This window comes from Streptomyces sp. P9-2 (assembly GCF_051903975.1).
In the GTDB taxonomy this organism is placed as follows: Bacteria; Actinomycetota; Actinomycetes; order Streptomycetales; family Streptomycetaceae; genus Streptomyces; species Streptomyces cellulosae.
Genome location: NZ_CP192633.1, coordinates 4,597,467 through 4,615,893, shown reverse-complemented (window position 1 = coordinate 4,615,893; position 18,427 = coordinate 4,597,467). Strand labels below are relative to the sequence as shown.

General features: G+C 73.3%; 20 protein-coding genes. 10 read left to right on the top strand and 10 right to left on the bottom strand.

Annotated features, from left to right (window positions below; translation table 11 throughout):
• The first annotated feature begins 79 nt into the window (after positions 1 to 79).
• Together ACQY0Z_RS21275 and ACQY0Z_RS21270 are read left to right on the top strand one after the other, a co-directional pair.
• Complete coding sequence (locus tag ACQY0Z_RS21275; protein WP_439812671.1) at positions 80 to 1,039, top strand: threonine/serine dehydratase; 960 nt, start codon at positions 80 to 82, stop codon at positions 1,037 to 1,039.
• 118 nt (positions 1,040 to 1,157) lie between these two features.
• The gene (locus tag ACQY0Z_RS21270; RefSeq protein WP_254585566.1) at positions 1,158 to 2,771 is read left to right on the top strand and encodes a serine/threonine protein kinase; all 1,614 of its coding nucleotides are present in this window, start codon (positions 1,158 to 1,160) and stop codon (positions 2,769 to 2,771) included.
• Here ACQY0Z_RS21270 and ACQY0Z_RS21265 read toward each other — a convergent pair whose 3' ends face one another.
• Entirely contained in the window at positions 2,772 to 4,208 is a 1,437-nt protein-coding gene (locus tag ACQY0Z_RS21265) for a serine hydrolase domain-containing protein (RefSeq protein ID WP_189901940.1), read from the bottom strand.
• A gap of 72 nt (positions 4,209 to 4,280) precedes the next feature.
• Here ACQY0Z_RS21265 and ACQY0Z_RS21260 point away from each other — a divergent pair, with 72 nt between their 5' ends.
• Entirely contained in the window at positions 4,281 to 5,252 is a 972-nt protein-coding gene (locus ACQY0Z_RS21260) for an LLM class F420-dependent oxidoreductase (RefSeq protein ID WP_189901942.1), read from the top strand.
• Positions 5,253 to 5,355: 103 nt separating this feature from the next.
• Positions 5,356 to 5,781, top strand: a complete 426-nt coding sequence (locus tag ACQY0Z_RS21255; protein ID WP_189901944.1) for an SsgA family sporulation/cell division regulator — start codon at positions 5,356 to 5,358, stop codon at positions 5,779 to 5,781.
• Between the two features lie 13 nt (positions 5,782 to 5,794).
• Here the strand turns inward: ACQY0Z_RS21255 and ACQY0Z_RS21250 are convergent, their stop codons facing one another.
• Positions 5,795 to 6,292, bottom strand: a complete 498-nt coding sequence (locus ACQY0Z_RS21250; protein WP_189901946.1) for a DUF6328 family protein — start codon at positions 6,290 to 6,292, stop codon at positions 5,795 to 5,797.
• Between the two features lie 139 nt (positions 6,293 to 6,431).
• Between ACQY0Z_RS21250 and ACQY0Z_RS21245 the strand changes: the two genes are divergently transcribed.
• Positions 6,432 to 6,773, top strand: a complete 342-nt coding sequence (locus ACQY0Z_RS21245; protein WP_189901948.1) for a hypothetical protein — start codon at positions 6,432 to 6,434, stop codon at positions 6,771 to 6,773.
• Between the two features lie 10 nt (positions 6,774 to 6,783).
• Here the strand turns inward: ACQY0Z_RS21245 and ACQY0Z_RS21240 are convergent, their stop codons facing one another.
• The 4 genes from ACQY0Z_RS21240 to ACQY0Z_RS21225 all read right to left on the bottom strand — a co-directional run bounded on the left by ACQY0Z_RS21240 (position 6,784) and on the right by ACQY0Z_RS21225 (position 10,233).
• Positions 6,784 to 7,767: an aldo/keto reductase gene (locus ACQY0Z_RS21240; protein ID WP_254585570.1), complete on the bottom strand. Its 984-nt coding sequence runs from the start codon at positions 7,765 to 7,767 to the stop codon at positions 6,784 to 6,786.
• 62 nt (positions 7,768 to 7,829) lie between these two features.
• Complete coding sequence (locus ACQY0Z_RS21235) at positions 7,830 to 8,537, bottom strand: RNase H family protein (RefSeq protein WP_189901952.1); 708 nt, start codon at positions 8,535 to 8,537, stop codon at positions 7,830 to 7,832.
• 30 nt (positions 8,538 to 8,567) lie between these two features.
• Positions 8,568 to 9,362, bottom strand: a complete 795-nt coding sequence (locus ACQY0Z_RS21230) for a VOC family protein (protein ID WP_189901954.1) — start codon at positions 9,360 to 9,362, stop codon at positions 8,568 to 8,570.
• A 385-nt stretch (positions 9,363 to 9,747) separates the two neighbouring features.
• Positions 9,748 to 10,233 carry a VOC family protein gene (locus ACQY0Z_RS21225; RefSeq protein WP_189901956.1) on the bottom strand — a complete coding sequence of 162 codons (486 nt, stop codon included), beginning with the start codon at positions 10,231 to 10,233 and terminating at the stop codon, positions 9,748 to 9,750.
• A 212-nt stretch (positions 10,234 to 10,445) separates the two neighbouring features.
• Here ACQY0Z_RS21225 and ACQY0Z_RS21220 point away from each other — a divergent pair, with 212 nt between their 5' ends.
• Together ACQY0Z_RS21220 and ACQY0Z_RS21215 are read left to right on the top strand one after the other, a co-directional pair.
• Positions 10,446 to 11,099 (top strand): ATP-dependent Clp protease proteolytic subunit, encoded by a 654-nt coding sequence (locus ACQY0Z_RS21220; protein WP_189901958.1) that lies wholly within the window; start codon positions 10,446 to 10,448, stop codon positions 11,097 to 11,099.
• A complete protein-coding gene (locus ACQY0Z_RS21215) occupies positions 11,099 to 11,701 on the top strand; it encodes a ClpP family protease (RefSeq protein WP_189901960.1) in 603 nt (200 codons plus the stop codon). Before ACQY0Z_RS21220 ends, ACQY0Z_RS21215 begins: the two co-directional genes overlap by 1 nt.
• Before the next feature lie 31 nt (positions 11,702 to 11,732).
• Here ACQY0Z_RS21215 and ACQY0Z_RS21210 read toward each other — a convergent pair whose 3' ends face one another.
• Positions 11,733 to 12,176: a helix-turn-helix domain-containing protein gene (locus ACQY0Z_RS21210; protein ID WP_189901962.1), complete on the bottom strand. Its 444-nt coding sequence runs from the start codon at positions 12,174 to 12,176 to the stop codon at positions 11,733 to 11,735.
• 287 nt (positions 12,177 to 12,463) lie between these two features.
• Between ACQY0Z_RS21210 and ACQY0Z_RS21205 the strand changes: the two genes are divergently transcribed.
• On the top strand, positions 12,464 to 13,351 hold the full coding sequence (locus ACQY0Z_RS21205; protein ID WP_189901964.1) for a SigB/SigF/SigG family RNA polymerase sigma factor: 888 nt from the start codon (positions 12,464 to 12,466) through the stop codon (positions 13,349 to 13,351).
• A 72-nt stretch (positions 13,352 to 13,423) separates the two neighbouring features.
• Here the strand turns inward: ACQY0Z_RS21205 and ACQY0Z_RS21200 are convergent, their stop codons facing one another.
• On the bottom strand, positions 13,424 to 13,879 hold the full coding sequence (locus tag ACQY0Z_RS21200) for an ATP-binding protein (RefSeq protein WP_189901966.1): 456 nt from the start codon (positions 13,877 to 13,879) through the stop codon (positions 13,424 to 13,426).
• Between the two features lie 507 nt (positions 13,880 to 14,386).
• On the opposite strand from ACQY0Z_RS21200, the gene ACQY0Z_RS21195 reads away from it, so the two are divergent.
• Entirely contained in the window at positions 14,387 to 15,646 is a 1,260-nt protein-coding gene (locus ACQY0Z_RS21195) for a streptophobe family protein (protein WP_439812670.1), read from the top strand.
• A 32-nt stretch (positions 15,647 to 15,678) separates the two neighbouring features.
• On the opposite strand, the gene ACQY0Z_RS21190 is transcribed toward ACQY0Z_RS21195, so the two are convergent.
• Positions 15,679 to 16,089, bottom strand: a complete 411-nt coding sequence (locus tag ACQY0Z_RS21190) for a hypothetical protein (RefSeq protein WP_189901970.1) — start codon at positions 16,087 to 16,089, stop codon at positions 15,679 to 15,681.
• A 298-nt stretch (positions 16,090 to 16,387) separates the two neighbouring features.
• A complete protein-coding gene (mgrA, locus tag ACQY0Z_RS21185) occupies positions 16,388 to 17,380 on the bottom strand; it encodes an L-glyceraldehyde 3-phosphate reductase (RefSeq protein ID WP_275981075.1) in 993 nt (330 codons plus the stop codon).
• Positions 17,381 to 17,519: 139 nt separating this feature from the next.
• Here mgrA and ACQY0Z_RS21180 point away from each other — a divergent pair, with 139 nt between their 5' ends.
• The gene (locus ACQY0Z_RS21180; RefSeq protein ID WP_189901974.1) at positions 17,520 to 18,416 is read left to right on the top strand and encodes a LysR substrate-binding domain-containing protein; all 897 of its coding nucleotides are present in this window, start codon (positions 17,520 to 17,522) and stop codon (positions 18,414 to 18,416) included.
• Positions 18,417 to 18,427 lie beyond the last annotated feature (11 nt).

The following is an 18,427-nucleotide window of genomic DNA, read 5'->3' as shown; positions in this document are numbered from 1 at the left end:
ACCTCGTTGACCCCGGCCGCCCGCCGGGTGAGGCTGGGGCACGGCGCGGATCACGCCCCGCGCCGGAAAGGTGACAGTCGTGATCGAGATCGCCGACATCGAGACCGCCGCCGAGCGGATCGCCGGGCACGTGGTGCGCACCCCCACCGTGCCGAGCCCCGGCCTTTCGGCACTGCTCGGGGTGCCGGTGACGGCCAAGCTGGAGCTGCTGCAGCACACCGGGTCGTTCAAGGTACGCGGCGCGGCGGCGAAGCTGCTGGCGCTGAGCGAGTCGGAGCGGGCCGCCGGGGTGGTCGCGGTGAGCGGCGGCAACCACGGCATCGCGCTGGCGGTGACGGCCGCCGCGCTCGATGTGAAGGCGACCGTGGTGATGCCGCGTTCGGCGCCGGTGCGGGCCGTGGAGATCGCGCGGGCGTCGGGCGCCACCGTGCGGGTGACGGACGACATGGCCGGGGCGTTCGCCCTCACCTCCGAGCTGCGGGAGGAGGGCCTGACCCTGGTGCACCCCTTCGACGACCCGGTGGTGATCGCCGGTCAGGGCACGGTGGGTCTCGAGTTCGCCGAGGACGCCGGTGAGCTGACCGACGTGCTGGTGAGCATCGGCGGCGGGGGCCTGATCGCGGGGGTCGCCGCGGCGCTGCGCGCCCGGCGGCCGGGGGTGCGGGTGTGGGGCGTGGAGACCGAGGGGGCGCAGGCGATGTCCGAGGCGCTGGCGGCGGGAGGCCCGGTGCCGGTCGCGCTCTCCTCGATCGTCTCCACGCTCAGCGCGCCCGCCGTGTCCCAGCTGACGTACGACCATGTCGCGGAGCTGGTCACGGAGGTGCTGGTGGTGCCGGACCGGGAGGCGGTGCAGGGGTCGCTGGATCTCGCCGACCACGCGAAGGTGTGGGCGGAGCCGGCCGCGGGCTGTCTGCTCCCGGCCGCCCGCCGGGTGCTGGAGCGGGTCGGCGACGACGCCCGTCTGGGGCTGGTGGTGTGCGGCGGGAACGCCACCACCACCGACATGATGGCGTGGACGGACCACTTCTCCCTGCGCTGAACCTCATGCCGTGTGAACGGCGTCGCGCCCGGCGTTGAACGCTCCGGCCCCTCTCCTCCGTATCAGGGGGGACGGAAGTCAGCGGTTCGACGAGGGATCACCGGACGAGGGATCACCAATGGGCTGGGCGCACGCCTCCACCGACCGGCCGGTCGCAGGACGCTACCGGCTGGTCGAGATCACGCACCGCGAGACCAACCGGGTCAGCTGGTACGCCGACGACCTGCGGACGGGGCGCCCGTGCCTGGCCACCCGGACCGAGTTGCCGGCGGACGCCGTGGAGGGCGTCCGCCGCGCCCCCTCCGGCATCCTGCGGACCACCGAGAACGTGGCGCGGCTCTGCCCGGACCGGATCGCGGACGTCGTCGACGCGGTCGTCGAGGGCGGCTGCCTGTGGACGGTCACCGCCTGGATCGACGGCACCCCGCTGGACGAAGTCCTGCTCCAGCGGGGCACGTTCGCGCCCGTGCGGGCGGCGCGCGTCGCCCTGGACCTGCTCGACGTGCTGGACGCGGCGCACGCGGAGGCCGTCACCCACGGCGAGCTGAGCCCCGGTCAGCTCCATCTGCGCGAGTCCGGCCCGGTGATCGTCTCCGGCTACGGGGTGGCCGGCACGACGTCGGCGCCCCGGCTCACCGCGCCGTCGTACGCGGCGCCGGAGCAGGCGCGCAACGAGCAGGTCGGGCCCGCCGCCGATCTGTGGGCACTGGGGGCGATCCTCTACACGATGCTGGAGGGACGCCCGCCGTTCCGGGACCGGGGCAGGGTCGTGGCCACGCTGCGCGGGGTGGAGCGGCTTCCGCTGCGTCCGCCGCTGCGCTGCGGGCCGCTCACCCAGCTCGTCACGGGGCTGCTGCGGAAGGAGCCCCGGGAGCGCCCGGGCCGCCAGGTGGTGCGGGACATGCTCACCCGGGTCCTGAGCGAGGCTCCCGGCGCCGGTCCTGAGCCCGGAGAGGCGTACGCGCCGGCCGGGCCGGGGTGGAAGCGGAAGAGCGTGCTGGTCGGCACGCCCCTCGCGGTGCTGGCGGTGACGGCGGCCGTGGTCGCGGCGACGACGGGGCTGCCCGGCGGCGAGGACCGGGCGGACGCCGGCCCCACGGCGTCGGCGTCCGCGTCCGCCGGAGGGACCGGGGCGGCGGACACGGCTCCGCGCGTCCCGCCGTCGGCCGGCGCCGCCCCGCCGCCGTCGAAGGCACCCTCGTCTCCCCCGTCCTCCTCCCCGTCCGGGTCCGCCTCGCCGTCCCCGTCCGGCCCCGGCGCCCTGCCCGCGGGCTTCCGCGCCTACCGGGCGCCGGAGGGGTTCTCCGTCGCGCTGCCCGAGGGCTGGGAGCGGCAGCGGACCTCCCGCGCGACCGAGCTGTCGTACCGGGTCACGTTCGGCGCCGACGACGACCCGCGCACCCTCGCGGTCACCTACAGCGAGCGCGTCGGTCCCGACCCGGTCGCGGTGTGGCGGGACACGGTGGAGCCGGGCCTCTCACGCGCCGACGCCTATCAGCGGATCGGTGTCATCGAGGCCACGACGTACCAGGGCCGTGAGGCCGCCGACATGGAGTGGATCACCACCGACGACGGCGCCCGGGTGCGCACCTTCGGCCGCGGCTTCCTGCTCGGCGACGGCCGGGGTTTCTCCCTGCGCTGGACCACCCCGGCCGCCGACTGGGCGAGCGCCGACAGCCAGAAGGCCCTGCGCACCGTTCTGCGGACCTTCCGGCCCGGTACGGCGAGCTGACTAGCCGCGCGGCGCCCGCAGCGCGCGCAGCGGCCAGGGGATCAGCGGTGTGGTGAGCCAGTGGGCGCGGAAGACGCGGTCGGTGAGGGAGCAGGTGACGCGCAGGCGGTGCGGGGTCTCCAGGAAGGCGATGTCGACGGTGAGCGTGTCGGGTCCGTCCCAGCCGCCGGTGACCGCGACCGGCACCGCGCCCTCGGTGACGGTCCAGTCCGTGCCGTTCCAGCGGGCCGCCAGCCGGTGGCCGGCCTCGTCGAGGGTCAGCGTCCAGCCGCCGGCGTCGTCCGCCGTGAGCTCGGCGGCGCTCAGCTTCGGCTGCTCGGCGCAGAGCCCGCCCTCCGGGGTGAAGGACGCCCCGGCCCACTCGCCGGACGCCGGCGCGGGGGCGCCGTCCGTCGACGGCAGGGCGAGGCGCTCCAGGCGCTCACGCAGGGCCGCGTCCTCGGCGTCGCGCCCGGTCAGCGGGGCGTCGCCGAAGGCGGGCAGCAGGTGCCGCCAGACCAGTTCGAGGTAGCGCTGCATCTCCACGGTCGCGGACGTCGCGGCGATCACCGCGTCGTGCTCGGGCAGCACCAGGCAGAACTGGCCGTAGGCGCCGTCGCCGCGGAAGCCGTGCCGGCCCCGCCAGAACTGGTAGCCGTAGCCCTGGTCCCAGTCGGATCGGTCGTCGCGGCCCATGGCGCCTGCGGTGTCGATGTGGGCGCGGGTGGCGCGCCCGACCCAGCCCTCGGGCAGCAGCCGCTCGCCCTGCCAGACGCCGTCGTTGAGGTACAGCAGGCCGAACTTCGCTATCGCGTCGAGGGTGGTGTGCAGTCCGGCGAAGCCGATCTCGCGTCCGGCGCGGTCGCGGGACCACAGGGTCTCGCCGATGCCCAGCGGGTCGAACAGCCGCGGCCGCAGATACTCCGTGAGGGTCTGCCCGGTGACCCGCTGCACGATCGCGGCAAGCGTGTACGTGCAGGGCTGGTTGTAGGTGAACAGGGTGCCCGGGTCGCGCTGCGGCGGCTGGAGCAGGAAGCCGCGCACGGGTTCGGCCGGGTCGGCGCCGAACGCCTCGTCGACGGTCTCGTGGTCGTGCCCGCTGGCCATGGACGCCACGTGGCGCACCAGCATCGCCCGGCTGCGCGGGTCGGTGATGTCCGCGTCGAGCTCCGGGAAGTACGACAGCACGGTGGCGTCGAAGTCGATCAGGCCCTCCGCCTCGGCGAGTCCGGCGGCGGTCGAGGCGAAGCTCTTGCTGAGCGAGTACAGCAGATGGGGGCGCCCGGCGGTGTACGGCGCCCACGAGCCGGAGGCCACGACCTTGCCGTGGCGCACGACGGTCAGTCCGTGCGGTTCGATGTCCGGGTCGGCCTCGAGCGCGTCGAGGAAGGCGTGGACGCCGGACGCGTCGACGCCCTGGGTCGCGGGGGCTGCGGTCGGAAGGGCTCGCTGGGTCATGGGGGCATCCTGCCCGGGGCACCGGCGGGTGATCCACCGTTTTCGCCGGTCGCCGCGGGGGACCCGGACACCATGGTGCGAATCGGGTACACGATGATGACCGAGCAGGCCGGGCCGCGTGAGCTGGTGGAGCACGTGGTGCGCGCCGAGGAGGCGGGTTTCGACTTCTCGGTGACCTCGGACCACTACTTCCCGTGGCTGGAGGAGCAGGGCCACTCGCCGTACGCGTGGAGCGTGCTGGGCGCGGCCGCGCAGGCCACCTCGCGGATCCCGCTGATGACGTACGTGACGTGTCCGACGATGCGCTACCACCCGGCGGTGGTGGCGCAGAAGGCGGCGACGATGCAGTTGCTGTCGGGGGGCCGGTTCCGGCTGGGGCTGGGGTCGGGCGAGAATCTCAACGAGCACGTGGTGGGCGGCGGCTGGCCGCCGGTGGACGTGCGCCATCAGATGCTCGAGGAGGCGGTGGAGATCATCCGCGCCCTGTTCGGGGGCGGGCACGTCAACCACCGGGGCGAGCACTTCGACGTGGAGTCGGCCCGGCTGTGGGACCTGCCGGACCAGCCGCCGCCGATCGGCGTCGCGGTGTCCGGGAAGCGGTCGTGCGCGCTGGCGGGGCACCTGGCGGACCTGGTGATCGCCACCGAGCCGAAGCCGGAGCTGCTGGAGATGTTCGACCGGCACGGCGGCCAGGGGAAGCCGCGGGTGGGCCAGCTGCCGGTGTGCTACGACCCGGACCGTGACGCGGCGGTGGAGCGGGCGCACGCCCAGTTCCGCTGGTTCGGCAACGGCTGGAAGGTGAACGCCGAACTGCCCCACCCGGACTCCTTCGCGTCGGCGACCCAGTTCGTACGGCCCGACGACGTGGCCGCGTCCATCCCCTGCGGCAGCGACCCGGACGACTTCGTCGAGGCGATCCGCCCGTACGCGGAGGCCGGGTTCACGGAGATCGCCCTGGTGCAGATCGGCGGGGAGTCGCAGCCGGCGTACCTGGACTGGTCGGAGAGGACGCTGCTGCCGGCGCTGCGGAAGGCCTTCGGCTGACCCTCCGTGCGTGAGGTGTGACGGATTCACCCGGGAGGCTGAGCATCTTGCCGGGATCCGGGGTACTAGAGGGCTCTACGTCGGTACGTCCCGGAGGCCCCTCGTGAACTCGTTCGTGCACAAGACCCTGGTGGTGGAGCTCCAGGCGGGCGACACGGAGCGTTTTCCCGTGCTCGCCCACCTGAGCTACGACCCGTCGGACCCGTTCGCCGTCACGGTCGTCTTCACCCTCGACGGCCGGGTGCTGGCGCGCTGGCAGCTGGACCGGGAGATGGTCACCGAGGGGCTGAGCCGCCCGGTCGGCATCGGGGACGTACGGCTGAGCCCGCAGGCCCGCGGGGTGGGACGGGAGCTGCGGATGGAGTTCCTGGGCGAGGCGCGCGCCGACGGCGGCCGGCATCACGCGGTGGTGTTCGTCTGGGCGGAGGCCGTCGGGGAGTTCCTCACCGAGACGCACCGGATGGTGCCGCCGGGGTGCGAGGAGGTCCGGGTGGACGACTTCCTCGCGGACGTCCTCGCCAACAGCTAGCCCTGCGCGCGCGTCAGCGCGTGGTGTGGCGGTAGCGGGCCCAGACCGGCAGCCCGAACCAGCACAGCAGGTACCAGAACACCACCCCGGCCACCAGGTACGGCACGTAGTCGTCGTGGGTGGCCACGCGCAGGATGAGCAGCAGCGACGAGCTGGTGGTGACCAGCAGCAGCGCGAGGCCCAGCAGGGTGAGCCGGGAAGCCCACTGCACCGCCTGCGGTTTGATGCGCCGTCCGCTGACGAGCCGGTGCAGCGACACCGGGCCGATCAGCGCCCCGGTCGCGCAGGCGCCCAGCACCACTGTGACGATGTAGATGGTCTTGTCGGTGCCGGACAGGTCCTCGTAGGTCGGGGTGAACACGACCGTCAGCAGGAAACCGAACAGGATCTGCACGCCCATCTGCGCCACGCGGACCTCCTGGATGAGCTCGGTCCACATCCGGTCCGCCCGCTCCTCCTCGGACTCGTTCCGCCCCCGGCGCCTGCTCCCGCCCTGCTCCGTGTCCGGCACGGTGCCTCCTTCGATCGGGTCTCCCCCCTCGGTTTCCCCGCTTCCCCGGAAAAGACAGCCTCCTCGCGCCGCCTGTTTGGCGGGCCGGGGCACGGTTACACGGTCGGCGACACGACCAGGCCGGACGAAAGTGGGACATATGTCGGACACCCAGCTCACCGTGACACTCAGCGGCGGGAACGCCGACGACGCCCGGACGGTCGTCGGGGCGCTGGAAGGCACGTTCGGGCCGCCCGACGAGCGGCCCTCGGACACGGACGCGACCGTCCGCATGGCGACGTTCGGCGGCGAGGGTGAGGGCACGGGTGCGGGGCAGGACGGCGTCCGGCCCCTGTCGGAGCCGGTGACCGTCACCGTGCAGGGCACCCCGGAGGCGGTGCGCCGGGCGAGCGACGCGCTGTCGCGGGCGTTCACAACCCGCGACGAGGGCGCCGCCGCCGGCGACCAGGAGCAGGATCGTCAGCTCGTCCTGGAGTCCTGACGCACCTCGACTACCAGCGGCTCTCCACCTGCTCGCGGATCCGCCGGTCGTACAGGTCGGCGATCGCGGTGAGGGTGGCGTCGGACAGCTCCGGCAGCCGGGCGGCGGCCGCGTTGGCGCGGGCCTGCTCGGGCGAGCGGGCGCCGGGGATGACGGTGGTGACGCCGGGCTGCTGGACGATCCAGCGCAGCGCCAGCTGGGCGGGGGTGTGCCCCTCGGGGGCCAGCGCGGAGAACTCGGCGGCGGCCTCGACGCCGGTCGCCCAGTCCACACCGGAGAAGGTCTCGCCCTGGTCGAACGCCTCGCCGTGCCGGTTGAAGGTGCGGTGGTCGTTCTCCGGGAAGACGGTGTCCTTGGTGTACTTGCCGGACAGCAGGCCGGAGGCGAGCGGGACGCGGGCGATGACGCCGACGCCGGCCTCGCGCGCTGCGGGGAGCACCTCGCGCAGCGGCTTCATGCGGAACGGGTTGAGGATGATCTGCACACTGGCCACGCCCGGCCGGGCGATCGCGGTGAGCGCCTCGGCGCAGGTCTCCACGCTCACGCCGTAGGCGGCGATCCGCTCCTCCTCGACGAGGGTGTCGAGGGCGTCGAAGACCTCGTCGGTGGAGTAGACGGGGGTGGGCGGGCAGTGCAGCTGCACCAGGTCGACGCGGTCGACGCCCAGGTTGCGCCGGGAGCGGTCGTTCCAGGCGCGGAAGTTGTCGAGGACGTAGTTCTCGGGGATCTGGTCGACGCGGCGGCCCATCTTGGTGGCGACCAGCACATGCAGGTCGGGCCGTCCGCTCAGGAACGAGGCGATGGTCTGCTCGCTGCGTCCGTCGCCGTAGACGTCGGCGGTGTCGAAGAAGGTGACGCCGGACTCGGCGGCGGCCTCCAGCACCGTGAGGGCTTCCTTGTCGTCGACGTCGCCCCAGTCGGCGCCGAGCTGCCAGGTGCCGAGGCCGATCACGGAGGCGTGCTGTCCCGACCTGTCGAAAGTGCGCTCTTCCATGCCGGTCAGTCTGTCACCCGTCCCGGCCGGGCGTCCGGTGGCTCCCCGCGGGGCCGGCCGGCTCAGGCGCCGACGGCGGTCCTGCACTCGGGGTGGCCCCAGCCCTTGTCGTTCTTGGCGATGGGCTCGCCGGCCGCGTACGACCGCCCGCAGGGGCAGCGGCCGGGGAACTTCGCCTTGATGGTGCGGGAGGAACTCCCTGACTTCCGGACGGAGTTGGCGCCGCCGGAGGCGCGGCGGGAGGAACCGCCGGAGGACGGGCGCGGGACGGACGGCGGCGGCTCGGGCGAGCCCTGCGCGCTGCCCGCGTCCTGCTGGGCGGAGGCCGCCTGGCTGGCGGCGCGGTCGGCGAAGTCGTTGAGCCGGTCGCCGTCGACCTGGTGGGCGGGCACGTAGCGGAACTCGACGGAGCGGTCCTGGAGCAGGCCGTCGATGCGGACGACGAGCTCCTGGTTGGCGACGGGTTTCCCGGCGGCGGTGCGCCAGCCGTTGCGCTTCCAGCCGGGCAGCCAGGTGGTGACGGCCTTCATGGCGTACTGCGAGTCCATCCGCACCTCGAGCGGCACGCCGGGGTCGGTGGCCGCGAGGAGCCGCTCCAGGGCGGTGAGTTCGGCGACGTTGTTGGTGGCGGTGCCGAGGGCGCCGGCCTCCCAGCGCTCCGGGGTCCCGGAGCCGTCCGCGATCACCCAGGCCCAGCCGGCGGGTCCGGGGTTTCCCTTCGAGGCCCCGTCGCAGGCGGCCACCACACGTTCACGCATGCGACCGATCATGCCATGGCCGGGCGGGTGTCCCCGTTCCGCTCAGCCCACGGGGGCGGTGCCCGGCATCTCGCCCTCGGTGGTGGTGAGGTCGATGACCGAGAAGTTGGCGCCCTGCGGGTCGCCGACCGCCGCGAACCGGCCGAACGGCGAGTCCGTCGGCCCGAACCGCAGCACCCCGCCGCGTTCGGTCGCCCGGGCCACGGCCGCGTCGCAGTCGTCGACGGCGAAGTAGACGTTGATGTACGGCGGCACCTCGGGCGGGAAGTCGTCGGTCATCCGCATCCGGCCGAGGACGGGGCGCTCCCCCAGCTTGTGGACGCGGAAGTCCATTTCGCCCTCGAGCTGCTCGGAGCGGTAGCCGAAGACGGCGGGGAAGAACGCGTCGGACTTCTCCGGCTCGCGCGTGTACACCTCCGCCCAGCAGTACGCGCCCGGCGTCTCCGTCGTCTGGAAGCCCTCGTGGGTGCCGGCCTGCCACACCCCGAAGACGGCCCCTCCGGGGTCGCGGGCGAGACACATCGTGCCGAAGTCGGCGACCTGCATCGGCTCCATGAGCAGTTCGCCGCCGTTCTCGCGGATGCGGGCCGCGGTGGCCGAGGCGTCCTGGGCGGCGAGGTAGAGGCACCACTGGGAGGTGCCCGACTGGCCCGGCATGGGCGGCACGACGGCGGCCACCGCCTTGCCGTCGACGTATGCCTGCGTGTAGCCGCCGAACTCCGGCGCCGTCTCGCCGAACGTCCAGCCGAGGACGTGACCGTAGAAGTCCTTGGCCGCGTCGAGGTCGTCGAACACGGCGTCGGCCCAGCAGGGCGTTCCTTCGGATGGTGCGGCCATGGCTGCGGCCCTCCGCGTCACGGGTCGTCGGTCGTCCCCTCACGCTAGCCACGGCCGGGCGGCTCCGCGCGCCGGACGGGCCCCGGGGCTTGCCCGGCGTGGCCAGGAGGCGCAGCCGGCCGGCGGACCCGGTGTTCTCCTCCGCGCCGCTGATGACGGCCGAGGGACGCCAGGAACCGAGCCGGACACCTGGTGGCTCTCCCCCCGCTCCAGGCGGGTGTCGTAGGTGACGCCGATGCCCACGAGGCCGGCCAGTTCTTCCCCCGGAGGCCGGGGGCCCTGCGCTGCGCTGCGCTGCACCTGGCGTCCCGTCCGCTTCAGGCCCGGCGACGTGCCCGGCCGAGGGCGTGGAGGCGGGAGTCCGCGGTCACGCCCCTCGCCGGCCTCACGCCTCGCCCGCGTACGCCCTCTCCAGCTCCGCGAGGTCCAGCTTGCCCATCGTCATCATGGACTTCAGCGCGCGGTCGGCCTTCTCGCGGTCCGGGTCGCTGATCATCTGCGTGAGCCGCTTGGCGTTGACCTGCCAGGAGACGCCGAAGCGGTCCTTGAGCCAGCCGCAGGGGCCGTGCTCGCCGCCGCCCTCGACCAGCTTCTCCCAGTAGTGGTCGATCTCCGCCTGGTCGTCGCAGTCGAGCTGGAAGGAGATCGCCTCGTTGAAGGTGAACTCCGGTCCGCCGTTCAGGGCGACGAACTTCTGGCCGTTGGCCGTGAACTCCACGGTGAGGACGGAGCCCTCCTCGCCGGGGGTCGCGCCGGTGTTGCGGACCACCTCGCCGAGCTTGGAGTTGTCGAAGACGGAGACGTAGAACTGCGCCGCCTCCTCGGCCTGGCCGTCGAACCAGAGGCAGGTGGTGAATGCGTCGGTGTCCATGCGTACCTCCCGAGTGGGGCGTCCCTTGTGGGAACGCGGTCACCGGTGCAGACCGTCCGCGGCGGCGGAACTCATCGGTGGTCCCCTGCACCGCTCTGCCGTGGGCGAATCTGCCGCGGGCAGAGATTCCCCCGGCGGCGGGTCCGGCGCGCCGACAGTGGACGCACACGGCCGTCCGGCCGTGCTCCGACCAGTGACCCACGGGAGCGTCCATGTCACCACTCACCGCCGGCCCCGGACCGGCCCAGCCGCGGGCGGAGGACGGCGACACCCCGCCCACCCGCTTCGACGACCACCTCGCCGCCCAGCTGCTCGCGCAGCGGATCGTGGTGCTCGGCACCCAGGTCGACGAGGTGTCGGCGAACCGGGTGTGCGCGCAGCTGCTGCTCCTGTCCGCGGAGGACCCCCGCACCGACATCAGCCTGTACATCAACAGCCCCGGCGGCTCGGTGCACGCCGGGCTCGCCATCTACGACACGATGCGGCTGATCCCCAACGACGTCGCCACCCTGGCCATGGGCTTCGCGGCCAGCATGGGGCAGTTCCTGCTCTGCGTCGGCACGCCCGGCAAGCGCTACGCCCTGCCGAACGCGCGGATCATGATGCACCAGCCGTCGGGCGGCATCGGCGGGACCGCCGCCGACATCGAGATCCAGGCGGAGAACCTGGAGTTCACCAAGCGGACCATCGAGCGGATCACCGCCGAGCACACCGGCCAGACCCCGGAGACCGTCTCGCGGGACGGCGACCGGGACCGCTGGTTCACGGCCGAGCAGGCCCTCGCGTACGGAATGGTCGACCGGGTGCTGGATTCGCTGGACGATGTCCGTCCGGCGGCCACGAAACCGAGGATGGGGCTGCGCTGATGGGGACGTACACGATTCCGAACGTCGTCGAGCGCACCGCGCGCGGCGAGCGGTCCTACGACGTATTCAGCCGGCTGCTGGCCGAGCGGATCGTCTTCCTGGGCACGGAGATCGACGACGGCGTGGCCAACGTGGTCGTCGCGCAGCTGCTGCACCTGGAGTCGGAGGCGCCGGAGAGCGAGATCGCGGTGTACCTCAACTCCCCCGGCGGCTCGTACACCTCGCTCATGGCGATCTACGACACCATGACGTTCGTACGGGCCCCGATCTCCACGTTCTGCGTGGGGCAGGCGGCGTCGACGGCGGCGGTGCTGCTGGCCGGCGGGGATCCGGGGCGGCGGTTCGTGCTGGAGCACGCGCGGGTGCTGCTCGGCCAGCCGGCCTCCGGCGGGATGCAGGGCACGGCATCCGACCTGTCGCTGCGCGCGAAGGAGATGACGCGGATCCGGGCGCAGGTCGAGGAGGTGCTGGCCCGGCACACGCACCACGACGTGGCGACCCTGCGGGCGGACATGGACCGCGACAAGGTGTTCACCGCGCAGGAGGCCGTGGCGTACGGCCTGGCCGACGAGGTGCTGACCCGGCGGCCCGCCATGGTCTGAGCGGCCGCCGGGCACGTGGGACGCGTGCCGCTCAGGCGGCCAGGCAGAGCCCGCCGTTCCGTACGGAGCTGCTCCGCAGGGAGCCGGTGGGGGCGGCGGGCCGGCGCGAGGTGACCCGGACCAGCTCGGCGTGCGTGCGGGCGAGCAGGTCGGCGAGGCCCAGGCCGAGCGCCCCGGCGGCGGCCGCGAGGACCTCCGAGGAGGCCTCCTTGCGGCCGCGCTCCACCTCCGACAGATAGGGCATGGAGATCCGCGCCGCGTCGGCGACGTCCTTCAGGGTCCGCTCCTGGGCCTGCCGCTCCTTGCGCAGCACGTCGCCGACGAGGTGCCGCCACAACGGCTCTCTGGGCGCGGCGGCGGGCGGGGCCGGCGGGCCCGAGGAGGCCGGGCCGGGCCGCAGGGGAATGACGCGGGCTTGGTTCGGGGCGTGCTTCGGGGCTTCGTCCGGAGCTTTGCGCGGCGCGAGATCGGTCACGTCCCCAGCCTAGGAATCCCGCTCCCGCGGGCAAGGGAGCGGGATTCCGCCCTCAGAGAAGCCTCCGGTCAGGCGAAAAAACGGACGAATTTCCTCCGCCCTGATGGTGCCGCACCGCACCGCCGGCCGTACCATCGGACGACAGGCGTGACGGCCGGTGCGCACCGCGTCTCCCCGAGCGGTCCGCGCTTTGGCCACGGAGAAAATCGGCCGGCATAGGTCCGCGAAACTGGGGTAATCGAGTGCTCCAGTCTCGTGGCAGCCATGACGTTCGTGGGGAGAGGGCAATGAGGACCGCCGTGATCCGGTCGCAGGAGCGGACCGTCGACGGGCACACCGGGACCGGTACCGAGGGCGAGGACCTTCGCGACCCCGCCGATCCGCGCGCCGTCGCCCCCCGCGACGCACGCGAGCTCTCCCGGCAGTTCTTCCGCCGCCTCGCGGAGCTGGAGGAGGGCACGCGCGAGTACCAGTACGCGCGCAACACCCTCATCGAGATGAACATGTCCCTCGTGCGCTTCGCGGCCGGGCGGTTCCGCGGCCGGGGCGGCGACATGGACGACGTCGTGCAGACCGGCATGATCGGTCTCATCAAGGCCATCGACCGGTTCGAGCTGTCCCGCGAGGTCGAGTTCACCTCCTTCGCGCTGCCGTACATCGTGGGCGAGATCAAGCGCTTCTTCCGTGACACCACCTGGGCCGTGCACGTCCCGCGGCGGCTCCAGGAGCTGCGGGTGGAGCTGGCCAAGGCCCGCGAGGAGCTGTCGAGCCGGCTGGACCGCGAGCCGACCGTCGCCGAGCTGGCGACCCTGATGAACATCAGCGAGCAGCAGGTCGTCGAGGGGCAGATCGCCGCGAACGGCTACAACTCCTCCTCCCTGGACGCCGCGCTCACGGGTGACGGCCCGGAGCACGGCGAGGCGGTCCTCGCCGACTTCATCGGCGTCGAGGAGGAGCGGCTGGCCCTGGTGGAGGACTTCCACGCGCTGGCCCCGCTGATGGCCGAGCTGAGCGACCGGGACCGCGAGATCCTGCACATGCGGTTCGTCGAGGAGATCACGCAGGCGGAGATCGGCGAGCGGCTGGGGTGCTCGCAGATGCACGTGTCGCGGCTGATCAAGCGGATCATCGCGCGGCTGCGGGCGGGGATGCTCGGGGAGCTGGGCTGCGCCTGACGGCCGTGCCCGGGCACGCCGAAGGCGCCCCTGACGGTCCAGGGGCGCTGCAGTAAGAACCGATGCCGTTGTTCAGCCGCCGGCGAGGTCGATCACCGCGCGGACGCGTTTGCCCACCGGTACGCGCTCCACGCCGACGTCCCGCGCCAGCGCGCGCACGATCTCCAGCCCGTGGCGTCCGATCCGCTGCGGGTCGCGCGGGAAGACGCGGGGCAGGGTGCCGTTGCTGTCGTAGACGGCCACCGTGAGCGTGGTGTCCGTGCCCTCCAGCTCCAGGATGTACGGCCCGTCGCTGTGCCGGTCGGCGTTGGTGACCAGCTCGCTCACCACCAGCAGTACGGCTCCTTCCGCCTTCGCGTCGATCGTGGCGCACCACTCCGTCTTCAGCTGGTCGAGGAACTGCGCCGCGAAATGCCGCGACTCGGCGATGCAGCCCGGCTCGCCGGTGAAGTGTGCCGCCCGCCGGAGCGGTTCCACGGGCACGTCGAAACCAGTCGGTATCACTACCCCGTCCAAGCGATAGGTCATGCGTTTCCCTCTGCGACGCCGGGTCGGCCGGACGATCCGCACCGGTCCTGGTACCCCGAGTCCGGCGGGGCAGTCCCACTGATCGGGATTCGGCTTCCCCGTGAGGGGTGGGGGTATGCCTGCCGGGGCGCGCGGGCCCCTTTCAGCGCCCGCGCCGGAAACGCCCCTCAGGGGCGCGAGGAACGGCGCGACCAGCCCCGCAGGTACCGTCTGCGCCCTGAAGGGGCGCGGGGAACTGCGCGCCAGCCCCCGCCGGCCCGCACCCGGCGACGAACAGCCCCCGCCACCCCGGTGACCGTCGGGCGTGTCGCGCTACTCGCCGCTGACGAGGCACCGCCTGCGCCCACCCGTGCCGTCCAAGCGGCACGACTGCCCGCAGCCCGTGCGCCCTGAAGGGGCGCGGGGAACTGCGCGACCAGCCACGGACCGCCCGCACCCGCCGGAGGCGACCGCGCGGACGGACCCCGTCGGCGGGCGGCCCACGCCCCCGCTGCTTAGCGTGCACTCGTGAGTGCACACTCCCCTTCCCCTCCCCGCTCCCCCCTCCACGGCTGGGTCCCCGCCCTGGCCGCAGTGGTCGCTTCGCTCGCCGCCATGGCGGTGGTGGCCGCGCTGGGGATCTGGGCGGCCGGCGCCGCCGACCTCCCGGAGGGCGCCTTCGGCCCCGTACTCGCCGCCGTCATGGTCCTCGCCGTCGGCGGCACGGTACGGCTCGAAGGGGACGCCGGCGGCCTGGCCGGCACCGAGGGCGGCCTGACGGTGATCCCGCTGACCGTCACCCTCACCGGCGCCCTCCTCCTCGGGTGGTTCTTCCTGCGCCCGCTGAACCGCCGCACGGTGGTGGGCGCCCCCGCACTCGCGGGCTGGGCGGCACGCATCGCCGTGCTGTGGCTGCTCGCCGTCCTCGGTCTGGCCCTGGCCGCCCGCCGCACGTTCGAGGTGTCCCTCGGTGACGACCTGCTCGGCGACCTGGGAGAGCTGTTCGGGGTGAAGCCGACGGTCGGCTTCGCCGCCGACGTGCTGCCGACCGTGCTGATCGGCCTGGTCTGGCTCGCGGGCGTACTGGTCGTGGCGATCCTGGTGTCGCGCGGCGCCCCTCTGCCGCCCGAGCTCATGCGGTTCCAGGCGGGAGCGCGCCCCGCGGCCCGCGCCGCGCTGGGCGTGCTGCTCGCCGCCGTGGCCGTCGCGCTCGTCGTCGCACTCGTCGTGGCCGCCACAAGGGGACACGCGGCCGAGACGTTCGCCGTGATCCTGCTGGGCCTGCCCAACGTGGCCTGGCTGGGGCTGACCGTGGGGCTGGGCGCGACCTGGGAGGGCAGGGTGGAGGGGCCGTTCGGGCTGCCCATGCCGCGGGTGCTGGACGAGGTGCTGCGCACTCCGGACGTCTCGGAGCTCGACCTCGGGACGCTCGTCGACCACGACGGCGGCCGCTGGTGGTGGCTGCTGGTGGGCGCGGCGGTGCTGGTGGCGGGCGCGGCCTGCTACATGTCGGCCACCTCCCCCGCGCGGGTGCCGTCCTGGCAGCACGCCCTGCGGCTGGCGGCGGCGCTGGCCCTGGCGGTGCTGATGATCGGGCCGACGGCCCGGATCTCCGCGCGGATCGGCCTGTCGGTGCTCGGCATCGGCGACCTGGGCGAGGGCCTGACCGGGCAGGTGCTGCTGGAGCCGCGACTCTGGGGCGCGCTGGGCCTGGCCCTGCTGTGGGGCCTGGTGGCGGGCTTCACGGGCGCGTGGGCCGTCAAGGGCCTGCGGCGACGAAGGCGCTGAGGGGCTGAGACGGGCTGAGGTGCGGTCCGGTCTCAGGCGACCGGAACGCCGAGAACACGCGCGGCCCGCTGCATCCGCAGGGCGTCGACGGACTCGGCGAGGAGTTCGTACTCCGTGGTGTCGTCGCCGGTGGCGACCCGCACCATCCGTCCGGCGGCGAGCGCCTCGGCCACCTCCTCCTGCCGGTCGGCGTCGCCGCACCAGGTGCGCAGCACGGTGGGCACGTCGGTCACGTCGTCGGCGACGGGGACGAGCGCGCCCGGGGGTAAGTGCTCGGACTCGGGCTGCGGGTCGAGGCGCTCGGCGATCCACAGGGCACGGTCGCGCAGCCACCACAGGGCGAGCGCGAGGGTCGGGGCCCGGTAGGTGCCCAGCGGCACCCCGATGCGCCGGCCGTCGCAGACCCCGTACGCCGTCACGTGGCACAGGAATTCGTCGTGCACGTTCCCTCCCCCGCTGCGTGCTCGCCCGCCGGTTCCGGGCCGGCTGCCCGCTCCGTGGCTCGCGTGCTGTGCGTGAGGGCGCCGTCGCTCGGTGTGAAGCGCTCTCGTTGTCGAGTATGTTCACCGCTGAAACACTGTCACCATGTGTTTCCGGCCAGTCTCCTGGCATATGCGCGCCGCCTCCTGGCCGAAACGGCACGGGTGGGCGCATCACCCGAGGTGACCGGCTCTCCGGGGCACGAACGCACCGGCCGCCGCCCCCGCGACGGGGACGACGGCCGGTGACCGAACGCGGTTGCTACTGCTTGACGATCGCGTCGATCCGCGCCAGCTCCTCCTCCGAGAAGTCGAGGTTGCGCGTGGCGGCCACGCTGTCCTCCAGCTGCCGCGGGCTGCTCGCGCCGACCAGGGCGGAGGTGAGGCGGCCGCCGCGCAGCACCCAGGACAGGGCCATCTGCGCGAGGCTCTGGCCGCGCTCGGAGGCGATGCCGGCGAGCGCGCGCAGCCGGCCCACCAGCTCCTCGGTGAGGGCGTCCGTGTTGAGGAACGGGCTGTCGCTCGCGGCGCGGGAGTCCTCCGGGATGCCGTCCAGGTAGCGGGAGGTCAGCAGACCCTGCTCCAGCGGGGAGTAGGCGATGGACCCGACCTGGAGCTCGTCGAGGGCGTCCATCAGCCCCTCGTCCTCCGGGCGCCGGTCGAGCATCGAGTAGCGCGGCTGGTTGATCAGCAGCGGGGTGCCCAGCTCGCCCAGGATGCGGGCGGCCTCGCGGGTCTGCTCGGCGTTGTAGTTGGAGACGCCGACGTAGAGCGCCTTGCCCTGCTGCACCGCCGTGTGCAGGGCGCCCATCGTCTCCTCGAGCGGGGTGTCCGGGTCGAAGCGGTGCGAGTAGAAGATGTCGACGTGGTCCAGGCCCATGCGGCTGAGGCTCTGGTCCAGCGAGGACAGCAGGTACTTGCGCGAACCCCATTCGCCGTACGGGCCCGGCCACATCAGGTAGCCGGCCTTGGTGGAGATCACCAGCTCGTCCCGGTACCCCGCGAAGTCGGTCTTCAGGGCCTCGCCCAGGGCGGACTCGGCGGCGCCGGGCGGCGGTCCGTAGTTGTTGGCGAGGTCGAAGTGGGTGACGCCCAGGTCGAAGGCGCGGCGCAGGATGGCCCGCTGGGTCTCGGCCGGTCGGTCGGGACCGAAGTTGTGCCACAGGCCGAGCGAGAGCGCGGGGAGCTTCAGGCCGCTGCGTCCGGTGCGCCGGTAGGGCATGTCCGCGTAACGGTCGGGGTGTGCGGTGTACAACGCGACTCCAGAGGGGTTGGCACACGTCGTGAACATTCGTCGTGGCGGTTCGTCGGACCGCGCGTCCACTCTGTCGTGACCTGCGGGGAGTGGTCCAACAGAAGAATCCGATGAAATTCAGCGGCTACGCTTCTCAATCATGGAACTGCGCCATCTCCAGCACTTCGTGGCCGTCGCCGAGGACCAGCACTTCACCCGTGCGGCGGAACGGCTGATGGTCTCCCAGTCGGGCCTGTCGGCGTCCATCCGGGCGCTGGAGCGCGAGCTGCAGACGCCGCTGTTCGTACGGACCACCCGCAGGGTCACGCTCACCGAGGCGGGGCGGGCGCTGCTCGCGGAGGCCGAACGCATCCTGGCACAGGTGCGGGCCGCTCACGAGGCGGTGGCCGCGGTGCAGGGGGTGCTGCGCGGCACCCTCGCGGTGGGGACGGAGCAGTGCATCGCCGGGGTGGACGTGGCGAAGCTGCTCGCCGCGTTCCGCCGGCGCCACCCGGACGTGGAGATTCGGCTGCGGCAGTGGGGCTCGGCCGCGCTCGCCGAGGAGGTCGCGGCCGGACGGCTGGACCTCGCCTTCGCCTACCGCGTCGACGCCGACCCGGACCAGCTGCGCGTGGTGCCGCTGACCGGCGAGCCGGTGACGGTGCTGTGCCACCCGGACCACCGGCTGGCCCGCGCCGGGGCGCCGGTCACCCCGCGCGACCTGGCCGGCGAGGTGTTCGTCGACTTCCACCCCGACTGGGGGCCGCGCCGCGCCACCGACGCGGCGTTCGCGGTCGCGGGCGTACGGCGCATGGTGGCGCTGGAGGTGAACGACGTGCACAGCCTGCTCGACCTGGTCGACGAGAACCTCGGCGTGGCCGTGGTGCCGAGCCACTTCCGGCACAAGCGGCCCTCGCTCACCGCGCTCCCGCTGAAGGACACCGGCGAGGCCGCGTACGAGACGGTGGCGCTGGTGCCGTCGCCGCGCGCCACGAGTCCGGCGGCGCGGGCGCTGATGGAGCTGCTGGACACCGGGGCGCGTGACGCCGGAAGCTGAGCGAGTCTGGA

What these genes read in the sequence shown, in the direction of transcription:
- ACQY0Z_RS21225 (WP_189901956.1), bottom strand. Translation starts at nt 10,233, where the DNA reads ATGGACACCGACGCATTCACCACCTGCCTCTGGTTCGACGGCCAGGCC.
- ACQY0Z_RS21220 (WP_189901958.1), top strand. Translation starts at nt 10,446, where the DNA reads ATGTCACCACTCACCGCCGGCCCCGGACCGGCCCAGCCGCGGGCGGAG.
- ACQY0Z_RS21260 (WP_189901942.1), top strand. Translation starts at nt 4,281, where the DNA reads ATGGTGCGAATCGGGTACACGATGATGACCGAGCAGGCCGGGCCGCGT.
- ACQY0Z_RS21215 (WP_189901960.1), top strand. Translation starts at nt 11,099, where the DNA reads ATGGGGACGTACACGATTCCGAACGTCGTCGAGCGCACCGCGCGCGGC.
- ACQY0Z_RS21245 (WP_189901948.1), top strand. Translation starts at nt 6,432, where the DNA reads ATGTCGGACACCCAGCTCACCGTGACACTCAGCGGCGGGAACGCCGAC.
- ACQY0Z_RS21240 (WP_254585570.1), bottom strand. Translation starts at nt 7,767, where the DNA reads ATGGAAGAGCGCACTTTCGACAGGTCGGGACAGCACGCCTCCGTGATC.
- ACQY0Z_RS21235 (WP_189901952.1), bottom strand. Translation starts at nt 8,537, where the DNA reads ATGATCGGTCGCATGCGTGAACGTGTGGTGGCCGCCTGCGACGGGGCC.
- ACQY0Z_RS21180 (WP_189901974.1), top strand. Translation starts at nt 17,520, where the DNA reads ATGGAACTGCGCCATCTCCAGCACTTCGTGGCCGTCGCCGAGGACCAG.
- ACQY0Z_RS21200 (WP_189901966.1), bottom strand. Translation starts at nt 13,879, where the DNA reads ATGACCTATCGCTTGGACGGGGTAGTGATACCGACTGGTTTCGACGTG.
- ACQY0Z_RS21205 (WP_189901964.1), top strand. Translation starts at nt 12,464, where the DNA reads ATGAGGACCGCCGTGATCCGGTCGCAGGAGCGGACCGTCGACGGGCAC.
- ACQY0Z_RS21265 (WP_189901940.1), bottom strand. Translation starts at nt 4,208, where the DNA reads ATGACCCAGCGAGCCCTTCCGACCGCAGCCCCCGCGACCCAGGGCGTC.
- ACQY0Z_RS21230 (WP_189901954.1), bottom strand. Translation starts at nt 9,362, where the DNA reads ATGGCCGCACCATCCGAAGGAACGCCCTGCTGGGCCGACGCCGTGTTC.
- ACQY0Z_RS21270 (WP_254585566.1), top strand. Translation starts at nt 1,158, where the DNA reads ATGGGCTGGGCGCACGCCTCCACCGACCGGCCGGTCGCAGGACGCTAC.